The sequence below is a fragment of the Pseudoalteromonas sp. SM9913 genome (genome assembly GCF_000184065.1).
GTDB classification, from domain to species: domain Bacteria; phylum Pseudomonadota; class Gammaproteobacteria; order Enterobacterales; family Alteromonadaceae; genus Pseudoalteromonas; species Pseudoalteromonas tetraodonis.
Window position 1 is genome coordinate 341,808 of sequence record NC_014800.1, and the last position, 21,819, is coordinate 363,626.

Below are 21,819 nucleotides of genomic sequence, written 5' to 3' on the forward strand. Positions count from 1 at the left end.
TCAATTAAATAAAAAATGATTCAGAAACATTACGTTATACAAAAAAGTTTAAAACTATATTAGATAAAAAAATGGCCTAAATAGATGAAGGCGAAGGCGATCCTATTGTGTTTTTACATGGTAATCCTACATCTAGCTACCTTTGGCGAAATGTTATGCCATATTTACAAGGAAAAGGGCGTTTAATTGCTATGGATATGATTGGATTAGGAGATTCGAAAAAGTTAGATAACACCCATGAAAGCAGCAAATACACATTTGCACTTTTAGAAGCGTTGGGCGTGAACAGTAATGTTACTTTAGTACTGCACGATTGGGGCTCTGGTGTTGGTTTTAACTGGGCTAATACACATCGTGATGCAGTAAAAGCGATTGCCTTAATGGAAGCAATTGTTACCGATTTTCCAACATGGGATGACTTTCTTAAGGACTTACATGGCCCAATTAGCACCTTGCGCTCTGCTGAGGGTGAAAAAATGGTGCTTGATGATAACTTTTTTATTGAAACAATATTACCAGCGACTATTTCGCGTCAATTAACGCAAAAAGAACACGACGAATATCGTAGACCCTTTATAAATCCGGGGAGGATCGCCGTGCAATTTTAGCAGGGCCTCGCCAACTTCCCATTGCCGGAGAGGCTGCCGATACTGTCGCTTTAGTAAAAAGCTATGCGAGTTATTTAGCCAACTCTCATGATATTCCAAAGCTATTTATTAATGCAGAACCAGGTGCTTTTTTAGTTGGTTACGCAAGAGACTTTGTGCGCACATGGCCAAACCTAGCTGAGGTAACCGTGAGCGGTATCCACTATCTTCAAGAAGATTCGCCGAATGAAATAGGCGAGGCTATTTCTAATTGGTTATCAAAATAAAAACGGCGTGTATAAATTAATCTGAATTGCAGATATTGAATTCATCCCAAGAAGTTATTTTAAGCGTTAACTACTCTATAGGTAACGCTTTTATAAAATTAAAAGCGTTATTCTTTAACTATTTCAGTAAAAATGGTGCTGTTTTACTCGCTTTTACATTTGCCACTTTTTCAGGTTTACCTTGTGCAACTATATGCCCGCCTTCGTCGCCGGCTCCTGGGCCAATATCAATAACCCAATCACTGTTGCTGGCTACTTGCATATCGTGCTCGACCATAATAACGGTATTGCCAGCATCAACTAAGCCATTTAACTGCGTCATTAACATGGCCACATCTTTAGGATGTAGACCAGTGGTTGGTTCATCTAAAACATAAAGCGTATCGCCGCGCTGAGCACGTTGTAGTTCAGTGGCCAGTTTTATACGCTGGGCTTCGCCACCTGAAAGCTCAGTAGCGGGTTGCCCTAAACGTAAATAGCCAAGGCCTACCTGTAGCAGTGTATTTAGCGCGCGTTCAATAGCGGGCTCATCGTCAAAAAATGTATGCGCCGACTCAACCGTTAAATTAAGCACATCGGCAATGGTTTTATCTTTATATGTAATCTCGAGTGTTTTCTGGTTGTAGCGCTTAGCATTACACACAGGGCAGGGTGAATAGACACTAGGTAAAAATAACAGCTCTATACTAACAAAGCCTACACCTTCGCAGTTTTCGCAGCGGCCTTTTTTAACATTAAACGAAAAACGACCGGCATCGTACTTACGCGCTTTTGCTTCATTGGTATTAGCAAACAATTTTCGTACATGATCGAATAAGCCTGTGTAAGTTGCAAGGTTTGAACGAGGTGTGCGGCCAATGGCTTTTTGATCAACCGTGATAAGGCGTTTTATATGCTCAATGCCTTGCGTTATTTGTCCTTCGGTTGTTATGTCGAGCTCTTGCTCGAGCAGCTCAGCGTTGTCTGTTGGTATTTGTGGCTGCGATTTTTGCCCAAGTGCATCGTAAACCAGTTCAACAAGCGCTTGGCTTACTAAGCTCGATTTACCTGAGCCAGATACCCCCGTAACACTTGTAATAACCCCAAGTGGAAATTCTACATCGAGTTTTTGTAAGTTATTACGCTCAATATTTTTAAGCGATAGCCATGCTTTTGGTCGGCGTTGTTTGTGTTGTTTGTGTTGTATGTGAGCTAGGTGATTTTCTTCATTTTTAAATAAATACTGGCTAGTATGTGAGCTGCTAATTTGTTTTAAACCCTCAACAGGGCCGCTGTAAACAATATTACCGCCGTGTGTGCTAGCATTTGGCCCTACATCGACCACCCAATCGGCATGGCGAATAACGCTTACGTCGTGTTCAACCACAAAAACCGAGTTACCAGCGGCTATTAGTTCATCTAATGCGGCTAATAAGGCTTGCGTATCTGCAGGGTGTAAACCTGCCGATGGCTCATCTAACACATAAACTACACCAAATAACTTTGAGCGAATTTGCGTTGCAAGCCTTAGGCGTTGTAATTCCCCTAGCGATAACGATGGGGTTGTGCGCTCCAGTGATAAATACCCTAAACCAAGCTTAGTTAACGCTTCAACGCGTTTAAGAATATCGCCTGCTATACGCTTTGCCACTATAGCTTTTTCTGGATTTGCAGCGTTACTTTTAGCAGGCTTGCTAGCGGCAATACTTAATGTTTGCGCAAGTTCGCTAAGTGTTAACTGCGAAATTTCACCAATATCAAAGCCTGCGACTTTAACCGATAACGACTTTTTTTTGAGTTTTTTACCATCACACTGTGGGCACGATGATACTTGCATATACTGCGACACGCGCTTTTTAGTACGCGGGCTTTGAGTGCTTGCAAACGATTGTAAAACAAAGCGTTTAGCACTCGAAAACGTACCCATGTAACTAGGATTTTCTTCATTTTTAATAGCAGCTTGGGTTTGCTTAAGCGTGTACTCGGGAAACACTGGCACTGTAGGGGTTTCGTCGGTAAACAAAATCCAATCTCGGGCTTTTTTAGGCAGGGTATTCCAAGGTTTATCAATATCGTAACCTAAAGAGGTAAGTATACGGCTTAGGTTTTTACCTTGCCAAGCCGGTGGCCATGCGGCAATGGCGCGATCCCTAATTGATTTAGTGGGGTCGGGCACCAGTAGCTCTTCGGTTACGTTAAATACGCGGCCAATACCATGGCACTCTGGGCATGCCCCTTGTGGCGTATTTGGCGAAAACGCATCGGCATAAAGAATGCCTTGCCCTTTGGGGTATTCGCCTGCGCGCGAATATAACATTCGCAGTGCGTTAGAAATAGTGGTTACGCTACCCACGGATGAACGCACCGATGGCGCACCACGCTGTTGCTGGAGTGCGACCGCTGGTGGCAGGCCTTCAATTGAATCGACATCAGGCTCGTCTACCTGATCTATTAATCTGCGCGCATAAGGCGATACCGAATCAAGGTAACGATGTTGCGACTCGGCAAATAACGTTCCAAAGGCAAGAGATGATTTACCAGAGCCAGATATACCGGTAAATACAACGAGTGAGTTACGGGGGAGGTTTAAATCCACATCTTTTAAGTTATGAACACGTGCGCCTCTTACTTCAATACTGTGCTCAGGGTTCAATAAAGCCGATTTCGCATTAGTAACCGCGTAAGTACTTTTAGGTGTAGCTGCCATGTAACTTACTCCTTTTTGATAACCTTATATTTATTAAAGTTCAAGGGTGTGAATACTACCGTGGTAAAGCTGAATAAGCGCTTAGTATATGTTACAAAGCGAATATGCAACCATGTCGCTATTTTTCTATATTGAGAAACTTAATGAATCAACGATAATGAACCACGGCCAAGAAGTGCCTAATTCTGTAATATGAGCCCCATGCAATATGAATCAATAAATTAAAACCCCGTGTCTCCTGTATCGGGTCAGATCATTTGTCTTTAATCTTTGCTCTTTTCATTTACCCTCTGGGATGAACCTATCACGACTTTATTTTTAACCTATTGCGAGCTTTAAATGATTGATGTAGCTGCACTTGCGGTATTTGTTCCTACGTTCTTTTTTGTGTCTATTACTCCTGGTATGTGCATGACACTGGCCATGACTTTAGGCATGAGTATAGGCGTGCGACGAACTTTATGGATGATGATAGGTGAACTCCTCGGTGTAGCAACAGTTGCGGTAGCCGCGGTGCTTGGTGTAGCCAGTGTTATGCTTAATTACCCCAGTGCATTTGATATTTTAAAATGGCTAGGTGGCGCTTATTTAATCTACATTGGCATTAATATGTGGCGTGCAAAAGGAAAAATGTCGGTTGATACGCATAACACAACAGCCGTGAGCCGATATTCATTATTTTCACAGGGGTTTGTAACCGCCATTGCCAATCCAAAAGGATGGGCGTTTATGATTTCCTTATTACCTCCTTTTATTAACGTACAATACAGTGTTGCGCCGCAATTAGCGGTGCTGGTGGCCATTATTTTACTCTCAGAGTTTATCTGTATGATGATTTACGCAACAGGTGGTAAAAGCCTGCGGTTATTTTTAACCAAAGGCAATAACATTAAGTGGATGAACCGTATTGCGGGAAGTTTAATGGTGCTAGTAGGAGTTTGGCTTGCAATTAGTTAACTATAAACAAGCCTTAACCTGAACTTAGGTTATTTAAATAGCTGAAAATGATGCGTTAAGTGCTTTAATTGCAGCTTTTGTCTTTGCTGCTAACGTGTCGCGTGCAGGCGTTAGAGCAAATACATCGTAATGGGGAAGCTGCCAATCCGTGCATATTTCTAAAAGTTCTCCTGTAGCTAAAAAATTACGTACTTCAGGCTCTGGCAAAATAGCATAGCCTAACTCGTCGAGAACAAATTGAATCACAGTTTGCATATTATTAATGGCAATACGCGCTTTTGGTAGTGTTGTGCTTTCACCGCGGGTAAGGTGCGTAAGCGCCGGATCAACAGCTATATGTGCAATGCGGTTATGCGCTTTTAGGTCATCCAGTGTGATTTTTGGTTGCTGTGCTAGTGCATGATTTTTATGAACACACAGTATTAATGGCCAACTAGCGAGTTGGCGTGCAATTAAGTTTGAGTCTTCGAGAGGACCAATTGCCAGCACTAAATCTATACCTGTTCTGATCATATCAATCGGCTCGTCAGAAAGCGTTAAGTGCACATCTATATCACTAAATTGGCTAATTAAATGCTTTACAGGCTCACTTAGTAACCCACCTCCAAAACCAACAGGGGCTGCTAGTTTTAATTGCCCACTCGGGCAATTTTGTAAATGCTGTAATTGTTCTGATGTAGCTGTTGCAACGGCAAGCATTTGTAAACAACTTTGATAATACAGCTCACCGGCCTCGGTAAGCGTTAATTCTCGAGGGCTGCGATTAAATAAACTCAAACCTACATCTAGCTCTATTTGTTTTATTTGCTGGCTAATTGCAGAGGTTGTCATTAAAAGGTCTGCGGCAGCTTTACTCATACTTCCCGTTTGTACTGTGCGAACAAATATATTCAGGGTTTTAGTTAACTTATCACTCATACCGTTAAGCCTTACTTAAATTAGCTTTAATAAAAATAACGTTGTGAGAAAGGGAACTTCTCACTATTATCGCAAACGCTAATTATTATCATTTACATGCTAAATGTCACGGAGAAATATCATGAACACGGTAAGTTGTAAGTTAAGGCCGGTAACTGCATTTATTTTAAGTACTTTTGCAATTGCTAACCCTGCTTTTGCTGATGAAAAAAAACAAGATATGGAAGTAATGGTTGTCACTGCTTCTGGTTACGAACAAATGCTCAAAGAGGCACCTGCAAGTATTAGTGTTATAGACAGAGCGCAGCTAGAAAAACGCTTTTATCGTGACTTAACTGACGCAATGGCTGATATTCCGGGTGTAATAGTGACCGGCGGAGGCGACAGAAAAGATATTAGCTTGCGTGGTATGGCTAGCCAATACACGCTTATTCTTATTGATGGACAACGCCAAAGCTCAAGAGAAACACGACCTAATAGTGATGGCCCAGGCGTAGAAGGTGCTTGGACGCCGCCAATTTCAGCGATTGAACGTATTGAAGTAATACGTGGCCCTATGTCGTCGTTGTATGGCTCTGATGCTATTGGTGGTGTCATCAATATTATTACCCGTAAAGCGCCAGAGCAGTGGTACGGTGAACTGCGTTTAGACAGCACCATTCAAGAGCAAAGTCAGTCAGGTGATATAAACCAAGCCAGCTTTTTCACTTCTGGTGGCATTATTCCAGATCTATTGGGCGTGCAATTGTATGGGCAGTTTTCAAAGCGAAATGAAGATGAGTTTACTGCAGGATTTCGAGGTAAAGAACAAAGTAATGTTAAAGCCAAGTTCACATTAACACCTAATGATAGTCACGAATTAATGTTTGAACTTGGCTCGGCAAAACAAACATTAGACGAAACACTTGGTAAAACAGTTGCCCCGCTTGCGCCAGGTGAAAACTGTGGTCGACGTGGCTGCCCTGAATCAGCAACTACTGAGTATGAGCAACAAACATACTCTATGTCACACAACGGTTTTTACGACTTTGGCTCGTCGCGTAGTTACATTAAGTACGATAAGTTTGATAATAACTCACGTGAAATGTTTATCGAAAATACCGACATTCAAACGACATGGAGTTTACCGCTATTTAGTGATCATAACTCTACGTTTGGTGCGACCTATTTAAAAGAGTCATTGGATGATTATACAAGCAATAAAATTAGCGACTTAACCCATGTAGAAAACGAGCAATGGTCAGTTTTTGGTGAAAACGAGTGGGCAGCTACGGATGACTTTAAGCTTACCGCAGGCCTACGTTACGATCATGATGGCAACTTTGCGGGTCATTGGAGCCCACGTTTGTATGGTGTTTATAGCGCATCTAAAACAATCACCATCAAAGGCGGCATATCAACGGGTTTCCGTGCGCCAAATATTCGCCAATCTACCGCGCAATGGGGACAAGTGAGTCGTGGCGGTAATATTTATGGTAACCCTGACTTAAAGCCTGAGCAATCAGTTAACTATGAAATGGGTGTTTACTATGATTCTGGGCGAGATTTAAGCATATCGACAACCGTTTTTTATAATGAATTTGATGACAAAATAACCCGCATAGCATGCCCATTAACGCAGTGCACAGATGGCCCAAATCAGTTCGGCTCCATGCCAACTACCTACATTAATGTGGATGAAGCCAAAACCCAAGGTATTGAGATATCCATAGATTATGATATTTCAACTGAAATTGATGTGAGTGCCAGTTATACCTACACCGACTCAGAGCAAAAAACCGGTCAATATAAAGGGAGCCCACTTAATCAGCTACCAAAACATAGTTTACAAACGTCTTTAAATTGGCGTCCAACAGATAAGTTAGGCGGATGGTTACGTGTGCAATATCGTGGAGAAGAAAGCCAGCCTACCACAGGGCCTTCACAAAGTAGTTTAATTGCTCCTGATTATACCATTGCCAATTTAGGCGCTAATTATCAGCTAAGTGACAGCGTTAAACTTGGTGCTGGAATTTACAACTTCCTTGATAAAGAGATCACAGAGCAAGAGTATGGCTATGTTGAAGATGGCCGTCGCTATTGGGCGTCTTTAGTGTGGCAGTTCTAAACACTTTTTAATAATACTAAGTAAACGAGTACGCTAAACCGTACTCGTTTTTTGGTTTTATCTCGGTTCTTGGTCAATAATACTTAAAAAGCAAAAAAGGCGGTTGGCTTTTTAGCTGTAGTCGCTTATTCTAGCTGCGTAATTTAGTCATTAAATGTAACTTTAAAGTTTACTAATAATTTATAACTTTCTTCAATCCCCAAAGGTATGCCTCGTTTGAACCACATAGCAAAACAAAAAGCCAACCCTGTATTTTTAGTAGGTGTCGTTTGAAAATACCTAAACGCTTACAGCCATTAGTTGATGATGGTTTTATTGATGAAGTGATCAGCCGGTTAATGAGCGGTAAAGAGGCCGATGTATTTGTAGTGGCCTGTGGCGATGACATTCGCTGCGCTAAAGTATACAAAGATGCCAGTAAGCGAAGTTTTAAAAAAGCCGCCCAGTATCAAGAGGGCCGCAAAGTACGCAGTGGCCGACAAGCCCGTGCTATGGGTAAACGTTCAAGCTATGGCCGTCAATTAGAAGAAGAAATTTGGCAAAATGCCGAGGTTGACGCACTCTCGCGTTTATCCTCAGCAGGTGTTCGGGTACCGCAAACTTACGGCTGCATTGACGGTGTTTTGTTAATGGAACTTGTAAGTGATGACGAAGGCGATGTTGCACCACAACTTGGCGCAGTTGATTTAACCGAGAAACAAGCCATTGAACAACATACATTAATGATGCACTACATCAAACTAATGCTATGCGCTGGGATTATTCACGGTGACTTATCTGAATTTAACGTACTTGTAGATAGCAACGGCCCAGTAATTATTGATTTACCCCAAGCGGTTAACGCCTCTGCTAATAATAGCGCCGAAGCCATGTTTGCCCGCGATGTAAATAACATGCGCCGCTATTATGGCCAATTTGCACCTGCGTTATTACACACGCAATATGCCAAAGAAATGTGGGCACTGTATGAAGATGCTAACTTAACCCCGCACTCAAAACTCAGTGGCGAATTTGAAGACGACAGCGAAGCTGCAGATGTAGATTCAGTACTTGACGAAATTCAAGCCGCCTTTGATGAAGAGCAAGAACGTAAAGAACGCATTCGCGACGCTGATGAGCAATAACCCTTAATTTACGTGCTGAGTTTTGACTATTAGATCAAAACTTAGCATGTAGGTATGAGCCATAAGGATGGGTTTAGCTGGTCACTGCAAAATCTAAGTTAGTTCTGTCATTACTATCAACGGGAACCGACAGGTGTGCATTTAACTAAAAGCAGCTTGATACTATCCATTAATTAAATGCCATTGAGTCTGCAAACACATATTCATTATCAATGTAATAGCTGATAAATTCTTCCTCATTAAAATCACATTTATAAAAAAAAGACGTTGTGACAATCTTTTTATTATTTATGGTTATTTCGAATTCAGCCTGTGATGCTTTATTAAATAAAACACTACACTTAGTATTTAAGCCTAACGAATAAACCTTACCATCAATTTCGATACTGTTGTTGCCTAAAGTAATTTCATTGGGAGTTGTTAATAAATGCAAAAAGTAATAGAGCCCTGTTAAATAGAAAAAAGGAGAAACAAACAAAGCAGCCTTTATCTTTACAGACTCAGAGTCATGTAAATAATAGGTAGAGATCATGGATATTATTGAGAACAAAACAACCATAACAAAATTTGGAGAGAGCCAGTTTTTGGTAAATTTAAATATCATCTTCGATCGCAGAGGTAAGAGTTACGGTCGACTCAATAATTTAAGCAAACAGAAACTAAGGTTCTAAATTTGTAGCCTATCTTATTAAATTAACAATGATATTTCTACATTTAAGCGCCTGAATAAAATATGCACTTCGTCCATTCCCTTGTGTTTGCCTGCTAACCTTTTTGACCACGTTATTGTGATATCGTACAAAGCCCACCTTGTCGTATTTTCGACAACTTTTTAAGCATAAACGAGATAGTCCTGAATGACTAAAGTTGACACTTTTGCGAAGTTCGACAAAGAGCGAGAAGCTGTTAGTCAGAGTTTTTCTGTGTGACGTGAAGTTTTATCCGCCTGACTATCAGCTTGTTGGCGGTTTTTTTTCAATTCATTCTTAAAATTTATTTTGTTGTTATTTTCGAGTCGTTATCGTTTAATAACATGATGTTTTTTAAAGATAACTACTAGCGAATCTTCATCTCTTTAGTAAAAGCTAATGTCGAACCACTGTAGTGGTCAACTAATTTTGGCCACAGTTTTAGAATCTTGATATCTAATCTCAGATTCATTCGGCGCTAAACCAGCATTATAATGATGTGGTCTAACATTATTGTAATATCCGTTGATATAATCACTCACACTATATTTAGCGTCTCTAAAGTTTTCATATCCAACTTTTGGCATCCATTCCGTCTTAAAGCTTCTAAAAAATCGTTCCATTGGCGCATTATCCCAACAATTTCCGCGCCTACTCATACTTTGTTTGATTTTATAGCGCCATAAACGTTGACGATATTTTAAACTTGTATAATGACTACCCTGATCTGAATGAAACATCAGTCCTGTCGGTTTTCCTCTGCTTTCATACGCGAGTTCAAGTGCTTTTAGCGTTAAATTAGTATCTGGCGACAACGACATGGCCCAGCCAACTACTTTACGTGCAAATAAATCAATAACAACGGCTAAATAAGCCCAGCGATTACCTACCCAAATATACGTCACATCACCGCACCACACGGTATCTGGCTCAACAACATCAAATTGTCTATCAAGCAGGTTTGGAATTTCAAGGTGTTCATTACCACCACGTTTATATGAATGTTGAGGTACTTGGCAGCTTTCAAGCTTTAATTTAACCATTAGCTTAGCAGCACGATAACGACTCAATTCAAAACCATTGTTCGTTGCTATTGCCGCGATTGTCCGCGCCCCAGCTGAGCCGCCGCTCATTGCATGTATTGCTTTAACTTCAGCCTCTAGCCTTACTTGCTCTGGCGTCGGCGTTGTATCCCGTATAGCCCAATATTTATAGCTGCTCCGATGCACATTGAATACGTTACACAGCACGCTAATTGGGTAACGCTCTCGTTGGTTTAGTTTCTCAATTAACGAGAATTGTTCAGGGAGTCGGACATCAAGAGAGCGGTAGCCTTTTTTAATATATCCTTTTCTAATTCAATGCGTTGGATTTGCTTTTTAAGTTCGCGGATTTCAATTTGTTCGGGCGTCATTGGCGAAGCAGATGGTGACTGACCATTACGCTCTTGCTTTAATTGGGTAACCCATTTACTGACGGTTGATTTACCCACCCCCATAGCCTTGGCTGCATCTTCTTGTGTATAACCTTGGTCCACCACAAGCTGAGCCGTTTCTAATTTGATTGCCGCAGAGTATGTTGCGCGTTTTAATTTCGTCATTTTTTCACCCAAATTTGTATGCTTATTAGCATAACATTTCTTTCTTAATGGGTGACCAAATTAACTATGCCACTACACACACATAAGGAAATAGGTATAAAATGGACACTACAATACGAAAAGCTGAATCAATCGATATCGCTGCAATAAAAATGCTATGGCAGTTTTACCAATATCATCAGAGTATATTTGACTTAGAAGATGTTGGTTTAGATGGTTGCTATGATATTGATGAAGAATATTTAGAATGTGTAGTGCGTGGTGAGGAAGACTGCATTATTTATCTTGTACTCGTTTCTAACCAAATTGCTGGTTTTGCTACCGTAGAACCAACTGAGATCGTTGGCAAAGAAATACCTGAGTTGGCTGATATTTTTATTCTACCCAAATATCGAAAACAAGGCATTGCTAAATTCGTTATTCAAAATTTGATGCCTGTTGAAACAAATCAGTGGCATGTAGCAGTTCATTTAAACGATAGTTCAGCGTTGAAATTTTGGAATAGTTTGTTTGCTAAATTAAACGTTGTGCGTGTTGATAAAGTTGACCCCCCTGAAACAGAAGGCTACCACGAGTTTGTTATCACAAATAACTAGCAAGATTACAACGTCTTCTGCGCTTAAGTAAAATTTGGTAAAGAGCGAAAACCAGCCATTGAGATTGGCTAAATATCGTCGTTAATTGATTGGTTAAACAGCTCTTTGCGTATATATTCATGAAAATGAGCGCTGCGCGCATATTGGTTCATTTAACTTTACTTAAAAGTTTTAGAAAACTTTGTGATAGTAATACCTTAGGTTATTTGTTAAAACTATATAAGCTAGATAAATGAGCGTTAAGTCGGCAGAAATATGCGAGATGAGCGCACTATTAAAATGTTAAATTTTTTTGGAGGGTTCATGTTAAACGCTAAATTTTATGAAACGTATTATTTTTGTAATGTGATTAAGAATACCCTTCAAGATCAATTTGAATTGGCTAGAGCTCTGAATGAATTTTACGGTGATGGTAATGTCACCTATTTGATAGAAACGTTTCCTAAGTTTTCACTTTTTCATAAATATTTATATTTTGTAATAAATCGTATTTACTATGAGAATTTAAATAAGTTTGCTGAAAATAAAAGTAAACGACTACCTATTGAAGGAGCCCTAAAATTTCATTCTATCCCTCATATATCATTCCAGAGTTATATGGAGAAGAATGAAAATAATACTAAGCATTATGATGATCTGATTCATAATTATATGGAACATCTGAATGATGCTTATGATCAATTATTAACTCATACAGTCGAAGAAGTTTTTTATATTCTTTTTCAAAATCGAGATCTGCTCATGGAATTTAATTTAATGATTTCGGGAGCACTTGAAAGAGAAGACCTTAAAGAAATTGATAGTGATCTTGTAACTAAACGAGGTAGATTAAAACGAGGTCATATACCGCAATGGGTTAAGAGGGCTGTATATTTTAGAGATCGAGGGCAATGTGTCCTGTGTAATAAAGATCTATCTGGTATTGTAAGCCTCGACAACAAAGAAAATTATGATCACATTGTAGCACTTGCTCAATATGGCTTTAATGATGTAACAAATATCCAGTTGCTGTGTAAAGAGTGCAATCAAAATGAGAAAAAAGCAGGAGAGGCTGTAACTTCTAACTCATATCAAAAGTGGTACAAATAAAAATTTAACAAGGCATTTAAACGGAACTAAGACAGTGGGTTAGGTTTCGCTTCGCTACACATTTTAACCCACTATTTTTAGCCGGTTACAACGGCGTTATGTTTTTAATCGAATGGATTCATACATATGAAGAAATGGGTGCTTAAGAAAAGAATTTTTATGATAGGCTTTTTACCTTTCATGGGGCTATTCGTCGCACTTCTTTTAAATTTTATTGCAGACCCTGCTTATACAACGGCACTAAATCAAAGTGCAATTCGAGCATATTTTATGGGGTCTGCCATGTGGTCGGTAATTGCGCTTTTTTCAGGGATATATATGTATTCAAAATGTAGTTCTATGAATCATCTAAAGTTTATCCTTGGAGTATCGTCGGTCAGTTTAGGTATTACTATGCCTTGGATAATAGGTATGTCGTAGTAACTAAAACATAAAAAGTGGCTATGGTGCTCAATATCCGCTTTTGGCACTTTGCAGACTATCGATAATGCAAAACGCTAACGTTAATTTAGGTAGCTTTTTTCTGATTTGTTAATGCAATAAAATATATAACAAGGCCATAAATTATCGGATACATAATGGTTGGTCTTGTTTCGTGTTGCTGCACACCTTAGTAAACTTAAACACTAGTTGTACATTTAACTGAGCTATATTTTTAGGAGTAGTCTTTGAAGTACATAACTATATTTTTAGTCCTTTTACTGGTTGGTTGTAATAGTACTGATAAAGTGGCAAATTCAAGTATTGTGTATATCAATGCGCAAACAGATTCACCTGCTAAATGGGTTGTGAAGATTGAACCAAAATATCCTGAAGATGCGGCTAAAAAAAGCGTAGAGGGCTACTTAAAGTTCAAAGCAATAGTTAATGAAGTTGGAGCGTTAGAAAGAGTTGAAGTAATTGAATCTGCCCCAAAAGGTGTATTTGAAAAGGAAGGTTTACGGGCTTTAAAGCTATGGCGATTTAAGCCTGCGTTATTAAATGGTAGGCTGGTTAAGGTTGAGTACGCAGGTACTCTCGAGTGGAAGTTATAATGTCTCTAGGGATGAGCATATCATGGAGATCTAAGCAACCTAAACAAAAACGATGTGATAGGTGTGAACTGTATTATTCTGAGTTTTTGGATAAATGTACGCATTGTTCCGATTTAAACGAAACACAATTACTTATGCTTAAGGCTAAACATCAAGAATCTCTTAAACTCAATGCTAAGCTTGGTAAATACTTATTTATAGCTGCTGTTGTAATTGGTGTATTACTTTTTGTTAGTTTTTTATGGTAGCGTTGGGTTTTTCCTTAAGTGGAAGAGGGTAAGTTAACAGAGAAAAACCCCCAAATACATTCAGCTTAAAAACTTATATCCATCCGGTAACTTTAAAATTAATCACAATGAACTACCCGTCCACGTAACAATTGTTGTTATTTAATTAAACCTATCACTCCTTCATTAACTAAATGAGTCTGCGCTTCATCTGTATGGGGCTTAAAATTCTTCCAGCGGCCTATGGCCTTGTTGTTAAGCGGTTGGCGCACTTGCATTTTGCTAGCGGTTGATACCGGTGCGGTGTTTAAATGAAAATCAAGGCACTGCGGTTGCCAGTCTAAGTCGCAATAGCTCACTAACTCTTTTATTTTTTGCCCTGGTGCGGCGATGAGTTCTTCGTATTTTACTAGTTTAATATTGCTGTGCAGGGCGCTAAAGTGCTGCATCAGTTTATAAAAGCGGCTGTAAAATTTAGCGGTGTCGAGTAAGTCTAAGGAGTAAGCATAATATGGGTTGTTAATGGTAAATAGCTGACGATAGTTACCAATGCAGGTGTCCATGGGGTCGCGAAGTAGGCAAATGATTTTAGCATTAGGCAGTGCTTTGGTAATTAAATCGATATAAAAAAAGTTAAACGGTAATTTATCAATAAAGTGTTTATGGCTACCGGTAACTACACGGGTCGCCTCAAGGTAAGTGCTGCCAAGTTTTGCAAAATCAAGCTGGTAAGCTTGGCTTAAGGTGTCTGTATCGAGTACTTGAGGCGTGGGTGTTTGGCTAAGCTTTTTTACACTTAGGCCAAAGTCTTGCAGCTCGCCAGCCGATTGTACGTCGCTGTGGCTTGATAAAATTCGCTCAATTAATGTGGTGCCAGAGCGCGGCATACCTAACACAAAAATTGGCTCACAGCTTTGGTTGCCAGCTGTTTGTTGGTTTTTATATTTAACACTGAGCTGTTTAATGTGTGCGAATAGTGCCTCAGACGCTTGATTATCAAACGCCTTATTAGCGTGTTTTGCTTTTTTACTTTGTTGTAACGCGGCAAAGGCTGCTGAAAATTCTCCTAAGTCTTGATATTCTTTTGCGAGCGCATGACCTATATGCAGTTTAGCGTCAGGATGATTGACCTGTTCAAATGCGTTTTTTAGTCGCGCTATGTGGTTATTTTGCTCAGTGACTTTAGTTAAATCAGCTAAAGCAAAATGACTTTGATGATGAAGCGGATTCAGTGCAATGGCATTTTCAAACGCGTGTTGTGCTTTATCAAACTGGCCTAAAAATTTAGCACATACCCCATAGTTATAATAAAACTGCGGCTGACGAGTATTACTCGCCTCAGCTAAACTTAATGCGAATATAAAGTAATCAGCTGCTTGTTGATGTAAACCCGCTTGGGTGAGCGCCACGCCTAATGTATCGGCATCAAGTGCTTTACTAATATGTTCAGGCTTAACGCCGAGGGCGGTGCTTTTCGCTTTTTGTAAATCGCCGGTAAGGGCGTAACACTTGGCAAGTTGCGCTGTATATTCAATAGACTTAGTAAAGCTTAATGCTTTTTCAATTAGCTTTATCGCTTTATAAATTTGACCAACCTGTAAATTAACCATAGCGAGCAAAAAGTAGCCATCAGCAAAGTCAGGCTGCTGTGTCACTAGCTCAACCAGTGCTTTATGCGCTTGCTGAATATTGCCTTGGTTTAAGTTGTTGATAGCGCTTTGGTGTAGTTGCTTTAAGTTTGGCTGCATGAATACTCTTATAAATAATGTACTTACAAAATAAAAAGGCTCAAATTAATTTGAGCCTCTTGATTGTACTTAAACTTATCGTTTAATTACATTTCAAACTTGTCGCTTAATTATATTTCAAACTTATAGTTAAATTTAATGCCAACAGTAAGCGGGCGATTAATATAGTAACCATAGTTACGTTGTATGTCTGCGCCATTGGCTGTTGTAATATCCGCATCTGAGCGACGAACAGAAGTCACCGCATATTTATTAAATAGGTTATCTACATATAACGTAGTCGACCATGCATCGGCGGTTAATTTAGCTGAAATATTACTTAAGCTATAACCCGGGAGTGCTTCACCGTTGTCACGTAGGCCTACTTTTGAAATTACATCACTTTGTGCAGTTAAACCGTAGTTTATATCGAGGGTTTTGTCGTTAAACACTTCTGTTTGGTAGTTAATCCCCATAGAGAACTGGTGCTCAGGTGAGCCTGGTAAACGGTCGCCATCTTTTGCGCCATCAGTGCCATCGGCATTAAATAAATACGGAGCGTCTGAGGTTAGCTCTGCTTTTGTATAGGCATAAGTTGCATAGGCAGTAAACGAGTCTGATAAAATTGCACGCGTGGCAATTTCAATCCCTTTCGCATTTGCGCTACCAGCATTTGATAAGTAAGGTAATTGGCCTACTGTTGTTGCACCGGCAATTTGTGCGTTATCCCAATCTACATTGAATAGTGCGGCATTAAAGTGTAGTTGGCTTCTAAACCATGTACTTTTAAAGCCTAGCTCATAGTTGGTGGTTGTATCTGCATCGTATAGCATTTCATCTGGTGTACCACAGCCTGTTTGTTGGTCCTCAGGTAGAGGTGTTGGACAAGGTACTAAGCCATTTGAGCCACCAATTCTAAATCCTTCACTTATAGTTGCATACGCCATTACTGAATCTGTAAATTGGTATTTAGCATTAAATTTGAACAGATTACCGTTGTCACCCGCTTTGTTTTCTTCAAAATTAATTGAGATTGCATCAGGTGCAGCACCTTCATACAAGGTATTTGCTAATGGGAAGTCAAAAGCCGCTTTTGATTCTACGTCGTATTCGTAAAAACGCGCGCCAATAGTAATATCGAGTTTATCGGTTACTTGATAACCCACTTCACCAAAAAGTGCAGATTCAGTGACTTTGCTACCAGTAATTTCTAAATATTCTAAAGAGTCTGGTCTTAGCTGTGCGCCACCAAAGTTGTCAACCGCGAACTGATCAAAGCCTGGTGTAAACTCTCTGCTTGATGCATCAGTATCGGTTTTGTTGTAAAAACCACCAACAATCCAGCTTAGGTCGCTATCGCTTTGTGAGACCAAACGTAGCTCTTGAGTGAAGGTATCGACTTCGTCTAATTCACGGGTAAATGCTGAAAACGAAGGAAACTCTTCGTAGCCATAGTCTAAACGAATTAAAAGGTCAGTTTGGTCGCGTTGACCATCGGCTTCAAAGTGTGAAATACCGGTAGCTGATACCAGCTCAGCAAAACCTAAGTCGGCTTTAAGTTCAAGGCTGAGTAATTGATCTTCTTTTTCCCGTGGCTCTTCAAAACGGTACGCTGACTCGTATTTGCCGATGCGATCATTTAAACCATTATTTTCGTTTAGGCTATTGTGATGAACAATTGAGCGACCTTCGGTGTCTTGCTTTTGATAGAAGTAGTTTAATGTGCCTTCGAATGACTCGTTTGCCTTGTAACGTAATGACATACGCCCAGTTGTGGTGGTTTCACCGTTGGCGTCTTTTACATTTTTAAGATTGCTGTTTACTGCATCAAGATTTGTCCAATCAGGGTCGGTGATCGACACACCTGGTTCACGAACGGTGTAGGCGTAGTCAATAAACCCTGGGTCTTCATAAATATTTAAGCTGGTACGAACAGCAAGTTTGTCTTCAATTAATGGTAAATTGAAGATAAAGCCCGCTTCACCACCGACCGAATCACTTTCTTGAGTTTGAAAAACATCACCAAATACTTCACCTGAGGTGAAATCAAGCTCTGGTTCTTTAAGCATGTAGCGAATAGCGCCACCAAGTGTGCCAGCCCCATATAATGTGCCTTGCGGCCCAATAAGCACTTCCACACGCTCTACATCAACTAAACGCATATCAACTGAGACAGGAATTTCATTAATATAAGTGGCAACAGTGCCACCATCTGATGAAGGCCCTGATGAATTAGTATTTAAACCACGGACTATAATAGGTGAACCGGCACGGCCACCTTGATCTGTAATTGTTAAGCCAGGTACCCAACGTGCTACATCGGCCAGCTCACTGATGTTTTGATCTTTCATTACATCAGCATCGAGCGCGGTAATGTTAAGAGGCGCAGCTTGAATTGAGCCACTTCGGCGCGTTGCTGTAACCTCAATAACTTCAAGCGATTTGTTCTTTTCAATAACTTGCTCTTGAGCCACTGCATTACTGCTAAATAATACACCGCTCAGTGCGCTTGATACAGCCAAGGTTAACAGGCTTGGTTTAAACATAAAAAGTGATCCTAGTTCAATAAAATGTGTTTATAAATGAGCGCTAATAGTATCAGGGTGTTTTAGTGATGGAAATAAAAACATGAATTTTAATTCACTTTTTTAGAATAAAAATATAAAAGTGAGTTTGAGTGTTTCACGCTGTATATTAAATAAACAAAGGCGTTGCTTTAAAAATCAACCAAAATAATAATTGTGCCTAATATAGATAAAAACTGGATAATGAATAGTTTAAAACGTCATTACTTATATTTTTATAAACACTATAAAAATGAATATTCCCCCCCATAACCTTTATAAATACACGTTTAATTATTGATAACACCAACAGCACAATTTAGTTGTGGCTGTGAGTTAGTTATATGAGGATTTATAATGTCAAAGCTGTTTTCACCATTGTCACTTGGTAAGTTAAGCCTAGAGAATAGAATTATTATTGCACCCATGTGCCAGTACTCGGCCAACAATGGCGCTGCAAGTGACTGGCATACCATTCATTTAGGGCAATTGAGTTTAAGTGGAGCGGGTTTACTTATTTTAGAAGCGACGGCCGTTAATCCCGAAGGGCGAATTAGTTACGCCGATTTAGGATTATGGGATGATACAACCCAAGCTGCATTAGCAAAAAGTTTAACGGCCGTAAGACAATACAGCCCAATGCCTATTGGTATTCAATTAGCCCATGCAGGTCGTAAAGCGTCAACCGATAAACCATGGGATGGCGGTGGGGCACTTATACCCGATCACCTCAATGGTTGGCAAACGGTTGCGCCATCAGCCATTGCCTATGATGAAAACAGCCCCACTCCCAAAGCGATGAACCAAGATGATATAGATTCGCTCATAAGTGACTTTGTTAATGCGGCAAAGCGCGCTGACGAGTTGGGCCTTGATTTAATAGAAATACATGGCGCACACGGTTATTTGCTACACCAGTTCTTATCGCCGCTGGCAAACAAACGTGATGATCAATACGGTGGTAGCCTAGAAAATAGAATGCGATTATTACTCGACGTATTTAAAGCTGTAAGAACGGCATTTCCAAGCAATAAAGCGGTGGGTGTACGTATTTCAGCAACCGATTGGGTTGATGGTGGTTGGGATTTACCGCAATCAATTGAACTGGCAAAAGCGCTTGACGCGTTAGGGTGTGACTTTATTCATGTAAGCACTGCGGGTTTAAGCCCTGAGCAAGATATACCTGTTGTTAAGAATTTTCAGGTGCCGTTTGCAACCGCCATTAAACAGGTTGTGAATATGCCAGTGATAGCGGTGGGTTTAATTACCGAGGCGCAGCAAGCTGAAAGTATTATTAGTGATGAACGTGCTGATGGTGTCGCTTTAGCGCGGGGGATTTTATATAACCCACATTGGCCTTGGCATGCTGCGGCCGAGTTGGGCGCGCAAGTGCAGGCACCAAAGCAATATTTGCGCTCAAGCCCACATGGCAAGCCATCCCCTATAAAATAGTGAATAACTTAACTACAAAGCCCAAGCAAATAGCGTGGGTTTTGTGTGTCTCGGTAGCTTAATATTTAATTAAATATTAAGCAGGAGATGGCTGCTTTTTACTGTTTGACGTTGAGCTGCCAACCGAGGCAATAATAACTAATAAAATAGCAAGCCACTGCCAAATGCTAAGTAGTTCACCTAAAATAACTAAGCCAGCGAGTGCTGCAATAGCGGGTTCAAGGCTCATCATAATGCTAAACCCTTGCGGCGACATATTACGCAGCGTGATCATTTCTAAAGTATAAGGTAGGGCACTAGAGAGTACCGCAATGGCAATACCTAACGGAATAATATCCCAAGTAAATGCGGCACTTTGTGATATGCCACCATAAGGTACAAGCACAATAGCTGAAATGGTCATGCCCATCGCTACTGTTGCGCCACCAGAGCTTTGGCTGCCGGTTTTTTTACCAAATAAAATATAACCTGCCCAACACGCACCCGCTGCTAGAGCTAAAATCACGCCAATTGGATCTAAACTTTCTTGGCCTTTCATATCGGGTAACAGTAATAATATTCCGGTAATTGCGCAAGCAACCCAAAATAAATCACGCTTTCGTCTTGATGAAAATAACGCAACGGCAAGTGGCCCGGTAAATTCAAGCGCAACACCAATACCCAGTGGAATACGTTCAATGGCGTAATAAAATAGAATGTTCATGCCGCCTAGGCTCAAACCATAAATTAAGATGGGTAAACGCTGGCTTGCAACCGGAAAGTGTCTCCAAGGTTTAAAAATTAAACAAAGAATAGCGGCAGAAAAACCTAAACGTAAGGCCGTTGTGCCCTCAGGGCCAACAATAGGGAAAAGCTGCTTAGCCAGTGAAGCCCCAGACTGAATAGTGATCATTGCAAGCAATATGCATAAAATAGCCAGTAATAGCTCTTTGGTTGATTTTTGCATGGTCGTCCTTAAATATTGCCATTTAATTGCGGCGCATATTACCTGCTTTTACCCTCGCAGGTAAATGTAAATTAACGTTTTACATGGAGTACCCAGTGATGAGAGGCTATCACTGGGCTGAATGAAAAATAAGCGTTACTCTTTTTTAAGATTGAGGTGGCAGGTAATGTGGGCTGACTGATTGAGTAAAAATTTATAGTTTAGCTTTACTATCTGCAGGGTATATAACGCCTAATTGTGCGCGGGCGGTATCGAGAACCGTCATCACATCGCGTGAAAGCTGGTGGTTGTTAATATGTGACTCTAATGCATTTTGCTCAATCATTTCAATAAAGTGTGCCACTTCATACTTCATAAAATGCTCATCAAAATCTGTACTTATTGTTTCTTTTTGGCCATTATTAGCGATGAATTCCACTTTTTTAAGTTGCGATACAGCTTCAATACGAATACGGCCTAACTCACCTTGTATTTCGGTGATGTTCTCGCCTTGCGATATTTTTGAATAACTAATTACCGCTTGTTTATCTGCATAATTTAAAAGTACATCGCCGGCACCATCAACACCGGTTTCTAGTAATACGCCACTGGCGTGCACACTGTTTGGTGCGCCCCACAGTGCTATAAGTAAATAAAGTGGGTAAATACCCAAGTCTACTAATGCGCCATTTGCAAATTCAGGTAAAAAGGTATTAGGGCGCTCGCCGTTTTTGAGCTTATCGTAACGAGACGAGTATTGGCTAAATTGGCCAATAAATTTACGCGGTGTACCGATTCTTTTTAATGCGTTTTTTAAAACAGCAAAGTTAGGTAAATGCGTTGTCATCATCGCTTCCATGTACAAACGTTGATGTTTTTGAGCAGCCGTTAAAATAGCAGTAAGCTCATGACTATTTGCTGCTGAGGGTTTTTCGCCAAGTACGTGTTTGCCCGCAGCTAAACATTGCACAGCATAGTCTTTATGCAGGCTATTAGGTGCGGCAATGTATACTGCCTCTACAAGCTCGTCTTGGCAAACAGCGTCAATGGAGGTGAATATTTTTGCTTGAGAATGAGTGGGGTGATTAGCTAAAAATCGCTCAGCGCTACTTTCTGCCCGAGAACACACACCGTATAAATTAAAATTACTCAGAGTACTTGCCGCATCGAGTAGGGTGTCGCTAATAAAATTGGTACCTACAATCACAAAATTCATGTTTAGCCTTTTTATGTATTTTACACAGCTTTGC

16 protein-coding genes are annotated in these 21,819 nt (G+C 40.2%); 8 read left to right on the forward strand and 8 right to left on the reverse strand.

Features of this window, described 5'->3' with window-relative positions; translation table 11 throughout:
- Positions 1–155: 155 nt before the first annotated feature.
- Positions 156–608: an alpha/beta fold hydrolase gene (locus PSM_RS18805; protein WP_236613549.1), complete on the forward strand. Its 453-nt coding sequence runs from the start codon at positions 156–158 to the stop codon at positions 606–608.
- Between the two features lie 384 nt (positions 609–992).
- Here the strand turns inward: PSM_RS18805 and uvrA are convergent, their stop codons facing one another.
- The gene (uvrA, locus tag PSM_RS16710) at positions 993–3,560 is read right to left on the reverse strand and encodes an excinuclease ABC subunit UvrA (protein WP_013463053.1); all 2,568 of its coding nucleotides are present in this window, start codon (positions 3,558–3,560) and stop codon (positions 993–995) included.
- A gap of 339 nt (positions 3,561–3,899) precedes the next feature.
- Between uvrA and PSM_RS16715 the strand changes: the two genes are divergently transcribed.
- Positions 3,900–4,517 carry a LysE family translocator gene (locus tag PSM_RS16715; protein WP_013463054.1) on the forward strand — a complete coding sequence of 206 codons (618 nt, stop codon included), beginning with the start codon at positions 3,900–3,902 and terminating at the stop codon, positions 4,515–4,517.
- Between the two features lie 33 nt (positions 4,518–4,550).
- Here the strand turns inward: PSM_RS16715 and PSM_RS16720 are convergent, their stop codons facing one another.
- Complete coding sequence (locus PSM_RS16720) at positions 4,551–5,435, reverse strand: LysR family transcriptional regulator (protein WP_013463055.1); 885 nt, start codon at positions 5,433–5,435, stop codon at positions 4,551–4,553.
- Positions 5,436–5,556: 121 nt separating this feature from the next.
- On the opposite strand from PSM_RS16720, the gene PSM_RS16725 reads away from it, so the two are divergent.
- Together PSM_RS16725 and PSM_RS16730 are read left to right on the forward strand one after the other, a co-directional pair.
- Complete coding sequence (locus PSM_RS16725) at positions 5,557–7,542, forward strand: ligand-gated channel protein (protein ID WP_013463056.1); 1,986 nt, start codon at positions 5,557–5,559, stop codon at positions 7,540–7,542.
- A gap of 269 nt (positions 7,543–7,811) precedes the next feature.
- Positions 7,812–8,666 carry a PA4780 family RIO1-like protein kinase gene (locus PSM_RS16730; protein WP_013463057.1) on the forward strand — a complete coding sequence of 285 codons (855 nt, stop codon included), beginning with the start codon at positions 7,812–7,814 and terminating at the stop codon, positions 8,664–8,666.
- Positions 8,667–8,835: 169 nt separating this feature from the next.
- On the opposite strand, the gene PSM_RS16735 is transcribed toward PSM_RS16730, so the two are convergent.
- Entirely contained in the window at positions 8,836–9,198 is a 363-nt protein-coding gene (locus PSM_RS16735) for a hypothetical protein (RefSeq protein WP_013463058.1), read from the reverse strand.
- A 576-nt stretch (positions 9,199–9,774) separates the two neighbouring features.
- A protein-coding gene (locus tag PSM_RS16740; RefSeq protein WP_086008870.1) for an IS3 family transposase occupies positions 9,775–10,955 on the reverse strand; the annotation gives its coding sequence in 2 pieces (ribosomal slippage) (positions 9,775–10,697 and positions 10,697–10,955; 1,182 coding nt in all).
- Between the two features lie 101 nt (positions 10,956–11,056).
- On the opposite strand from PSM_RS16740, the gene PSM_RS16750 reads away from it, so the two are divergent.
- The 3 genes from PSM_RS16750 to PSM_RS16765 all read left to right on the forward strand — a co-directional run bounded on the left by PSM_RS16750 (position 11,057) and on the right by PSM_RS16765 (position 13,674).
- Positions 11,057–11,551: a GNAT family N-acetyltransferase gene (locus tag PSM_RS16750; RefSeq protein WP_013463061.1), complete on the forward strand. Its 495-nt coding sequence runs from the start codon at positions 11,057–11,059 to the stop codon at positions 11,549–11,551.
- A 303-nt stretch (positions 11,552–11,854) separates the two neighbouring features.
- Positions 11,855–12,640, forward strand: a complete 786-nt coding sequence (locus PSM_RS16755; RefSeq protein WP_013463063.1) for an HNH endonuclease — start codon at positions 11,855–11,857, stop codon at positions 12,638–12,640.
- 668 nt (positions 12,641–13,308) lie between these two features.
- Positions 13,309–13,674: an energy transducer TonB gene (locus PSM_RS16765; RefSeq protein WP_013463064.1), complete on the forward strand. Its 366-nt coding sequence runs from the start codon at positions 13,309–13,311 to the stop codon at positions 13,672–13,674.
- A 385-nt stretch (positions 13,675–14,059) separates the two neighbouring features.
- On the opposite strand, the gene PSM_RS16775 is transcribed toward PSM_RS16765, so the two are convergent.
- Both PSM_RS16775 and PSM_RS16780 read right to left on the reverse strand, forming a co-directional pair.
- Positions 14,060–15,649 carry a tetratricopeptide repeat-containing sulfotransferase family protein gene (locus tag PSM_RS16775; RefSeq protein WP_013463066.1) on the reverse strand — a complete coding sequence of 530 codons (1,590 nt, stop codon included), beginning with the start codon at positions 15,647–15,649 and terminating at the stop codon, positions 14,060–14,062.
- A gap of 110 nt (positions 15,650–15,759) precedes the next feature.
- The gene (locus PSM_RS16780; protein ID WP_013463067.1) at positions 15,760–18,174 is read right to left on the reverse strand and encodes a TonB-dependent receptor; all 2,415 of its coding nucleotides are present in this window, start codon (positions 18,172–18,174) and stop codon (positions 15,760–15,762) included.
- Between the two features lie 375 nt (positions 18,175–18,549).
- Here PSM_RS16780 and PSM_RS16785 point away from each other — a divergent pair, with 375 nt between their 5' ends.
- Positions 18,550–19,644, forward strand: coding sequence for an NADH:flavin oxidoreductase/NADH oxidase (locus tag PSM_RS16785; RefSeq protein WP_013463068.1), 1,095 nt, complete (start codon positions 18,550–18,552; stop codon positions 19,642–19,644).
- A gap of 76 nt (positions 19,645–19,720) precedes the next feature.
- Here the strand turns inward: PSM_RS16785 and PSM_RS16790 are convergent, their stop codons facing one another.
- Positions 19,721–20,590 (reverse strand): EamA family transporter, encoded by an 870-nt coding sequence (locus PSM_RS16790; protein WP_013463069.1) that lies wholly within the window; start codon positions 20,588–20,590, stop codon positions 19,721–19,723.
- Between the two features lie 193 nt (positions 20,591–20,783).
- Entirely contained in the window at positions 20,784–21,785 is a 1,002-nt protein-coding gene (locus PSM_RS16795) for a Gfo/Idh/MocA family protein (protein WP_013463070.1), read from the reverse strand.
- Positions 21,786–21,819 lie beyond the last annotated feature (34 nt).

What these genes read in the sequence shown, in the direction of transcription:
- PSM_RS18805 (WP_236613549.1), top strand. Translation starts at nt 156, where the DNA reads ATGCCATATTTACAAGGAAAAGGGCGTTTAATTGCTATGGATATGATT.
- uvrA (WP_013463053.1), bottom strand. Translation starts at nt 3,560, where the DNA reads ATGGCAGCTACACCTAAAAGTACTTACGCGGTTACTAATGCGAAATCG.
- PSM_RS16715 (WP_013463054.1), top strand. Translation starts at nt 3,900, where the DNA reads ATGATTGATGTAGCTGCACTTGCGGTATTTGTTCCTACGTTCTTTTTT.
- PSM_RS16720 (WP_013463055.1), bottom strand. Translation starts at nt 5,435, where the DNA reads ATGAGTGATAAGTTAACTAAAACCCTGAATATATTTGTTCGCACAGTA.
- PSM_RS16725 (WP_013463056.1), top strand. Translation starts at nt 5,557, where the DNA reads ATGAACACGGTAAGTTGTAAGTTAAGGCCGGTAACTGCATTTATTTTA.
- PSM_RS16735 (WP_013463058.1), bottom strand. Translation starts at nt 9,198, where the DNA reads ATGATCTCTACCTATTATTTACATGACTCTGAGTCTGTAAAGATAAAG.
- PSM_RS16750 (WP_013463061.1), top strand. Translation starts at nt 11,057, where the DNA reads ATGGACACTACAATACGAAAAGCTGAATCAATCGATATCGCTGCAATA.
- PSM_RS16755 (WP_013463063.1), top strand. Translation starts at nt 11,855, where the DNA reads ATGTTAAACGCTAAATTTTATGAAACGTATTATTTTTGTAATGTGATT.
- PSM_RS16775 (WP_013463066.1), bottom strand. Translation starts at nt 15,649, where the DNA reads ATGCAGCCAAACTTAAAGCAACTACACCAAAGCGCTATCAACAACTTA.
- PSM_RS16780 (WP_013463067.1), bottom strand. Translation starts at nt 18,174, where the DNA reads ATGTTTAAACCAAGCCTGTTAACCTTGGCTGTATCAAGCGCACTGAGC.
- PSM_RS16785 (WP_013463068.1), top strand. Translation starts at nt 18,550, where the DNA reads ATGTCAAAGCTGTTTTCACCATTGTCACTTGGTAAGTTAAGCCTAGAG.
- PSM_RS16790 (WP_013463069.1), bottom strand. Translation starts at nt 20,590, where the DNA reads ATGCAAAAATCAACCAAAGAGCTATTACTGGCTATTTTATGCATATTG.
- PSM_RS16795 (WP_013463070.1), bottom strand. Translation starts at nt 21,785, where the DNA reads ATGAATTTTGTGATTGTAGGTACCAATTTTATTAGCGACACCCTACTC.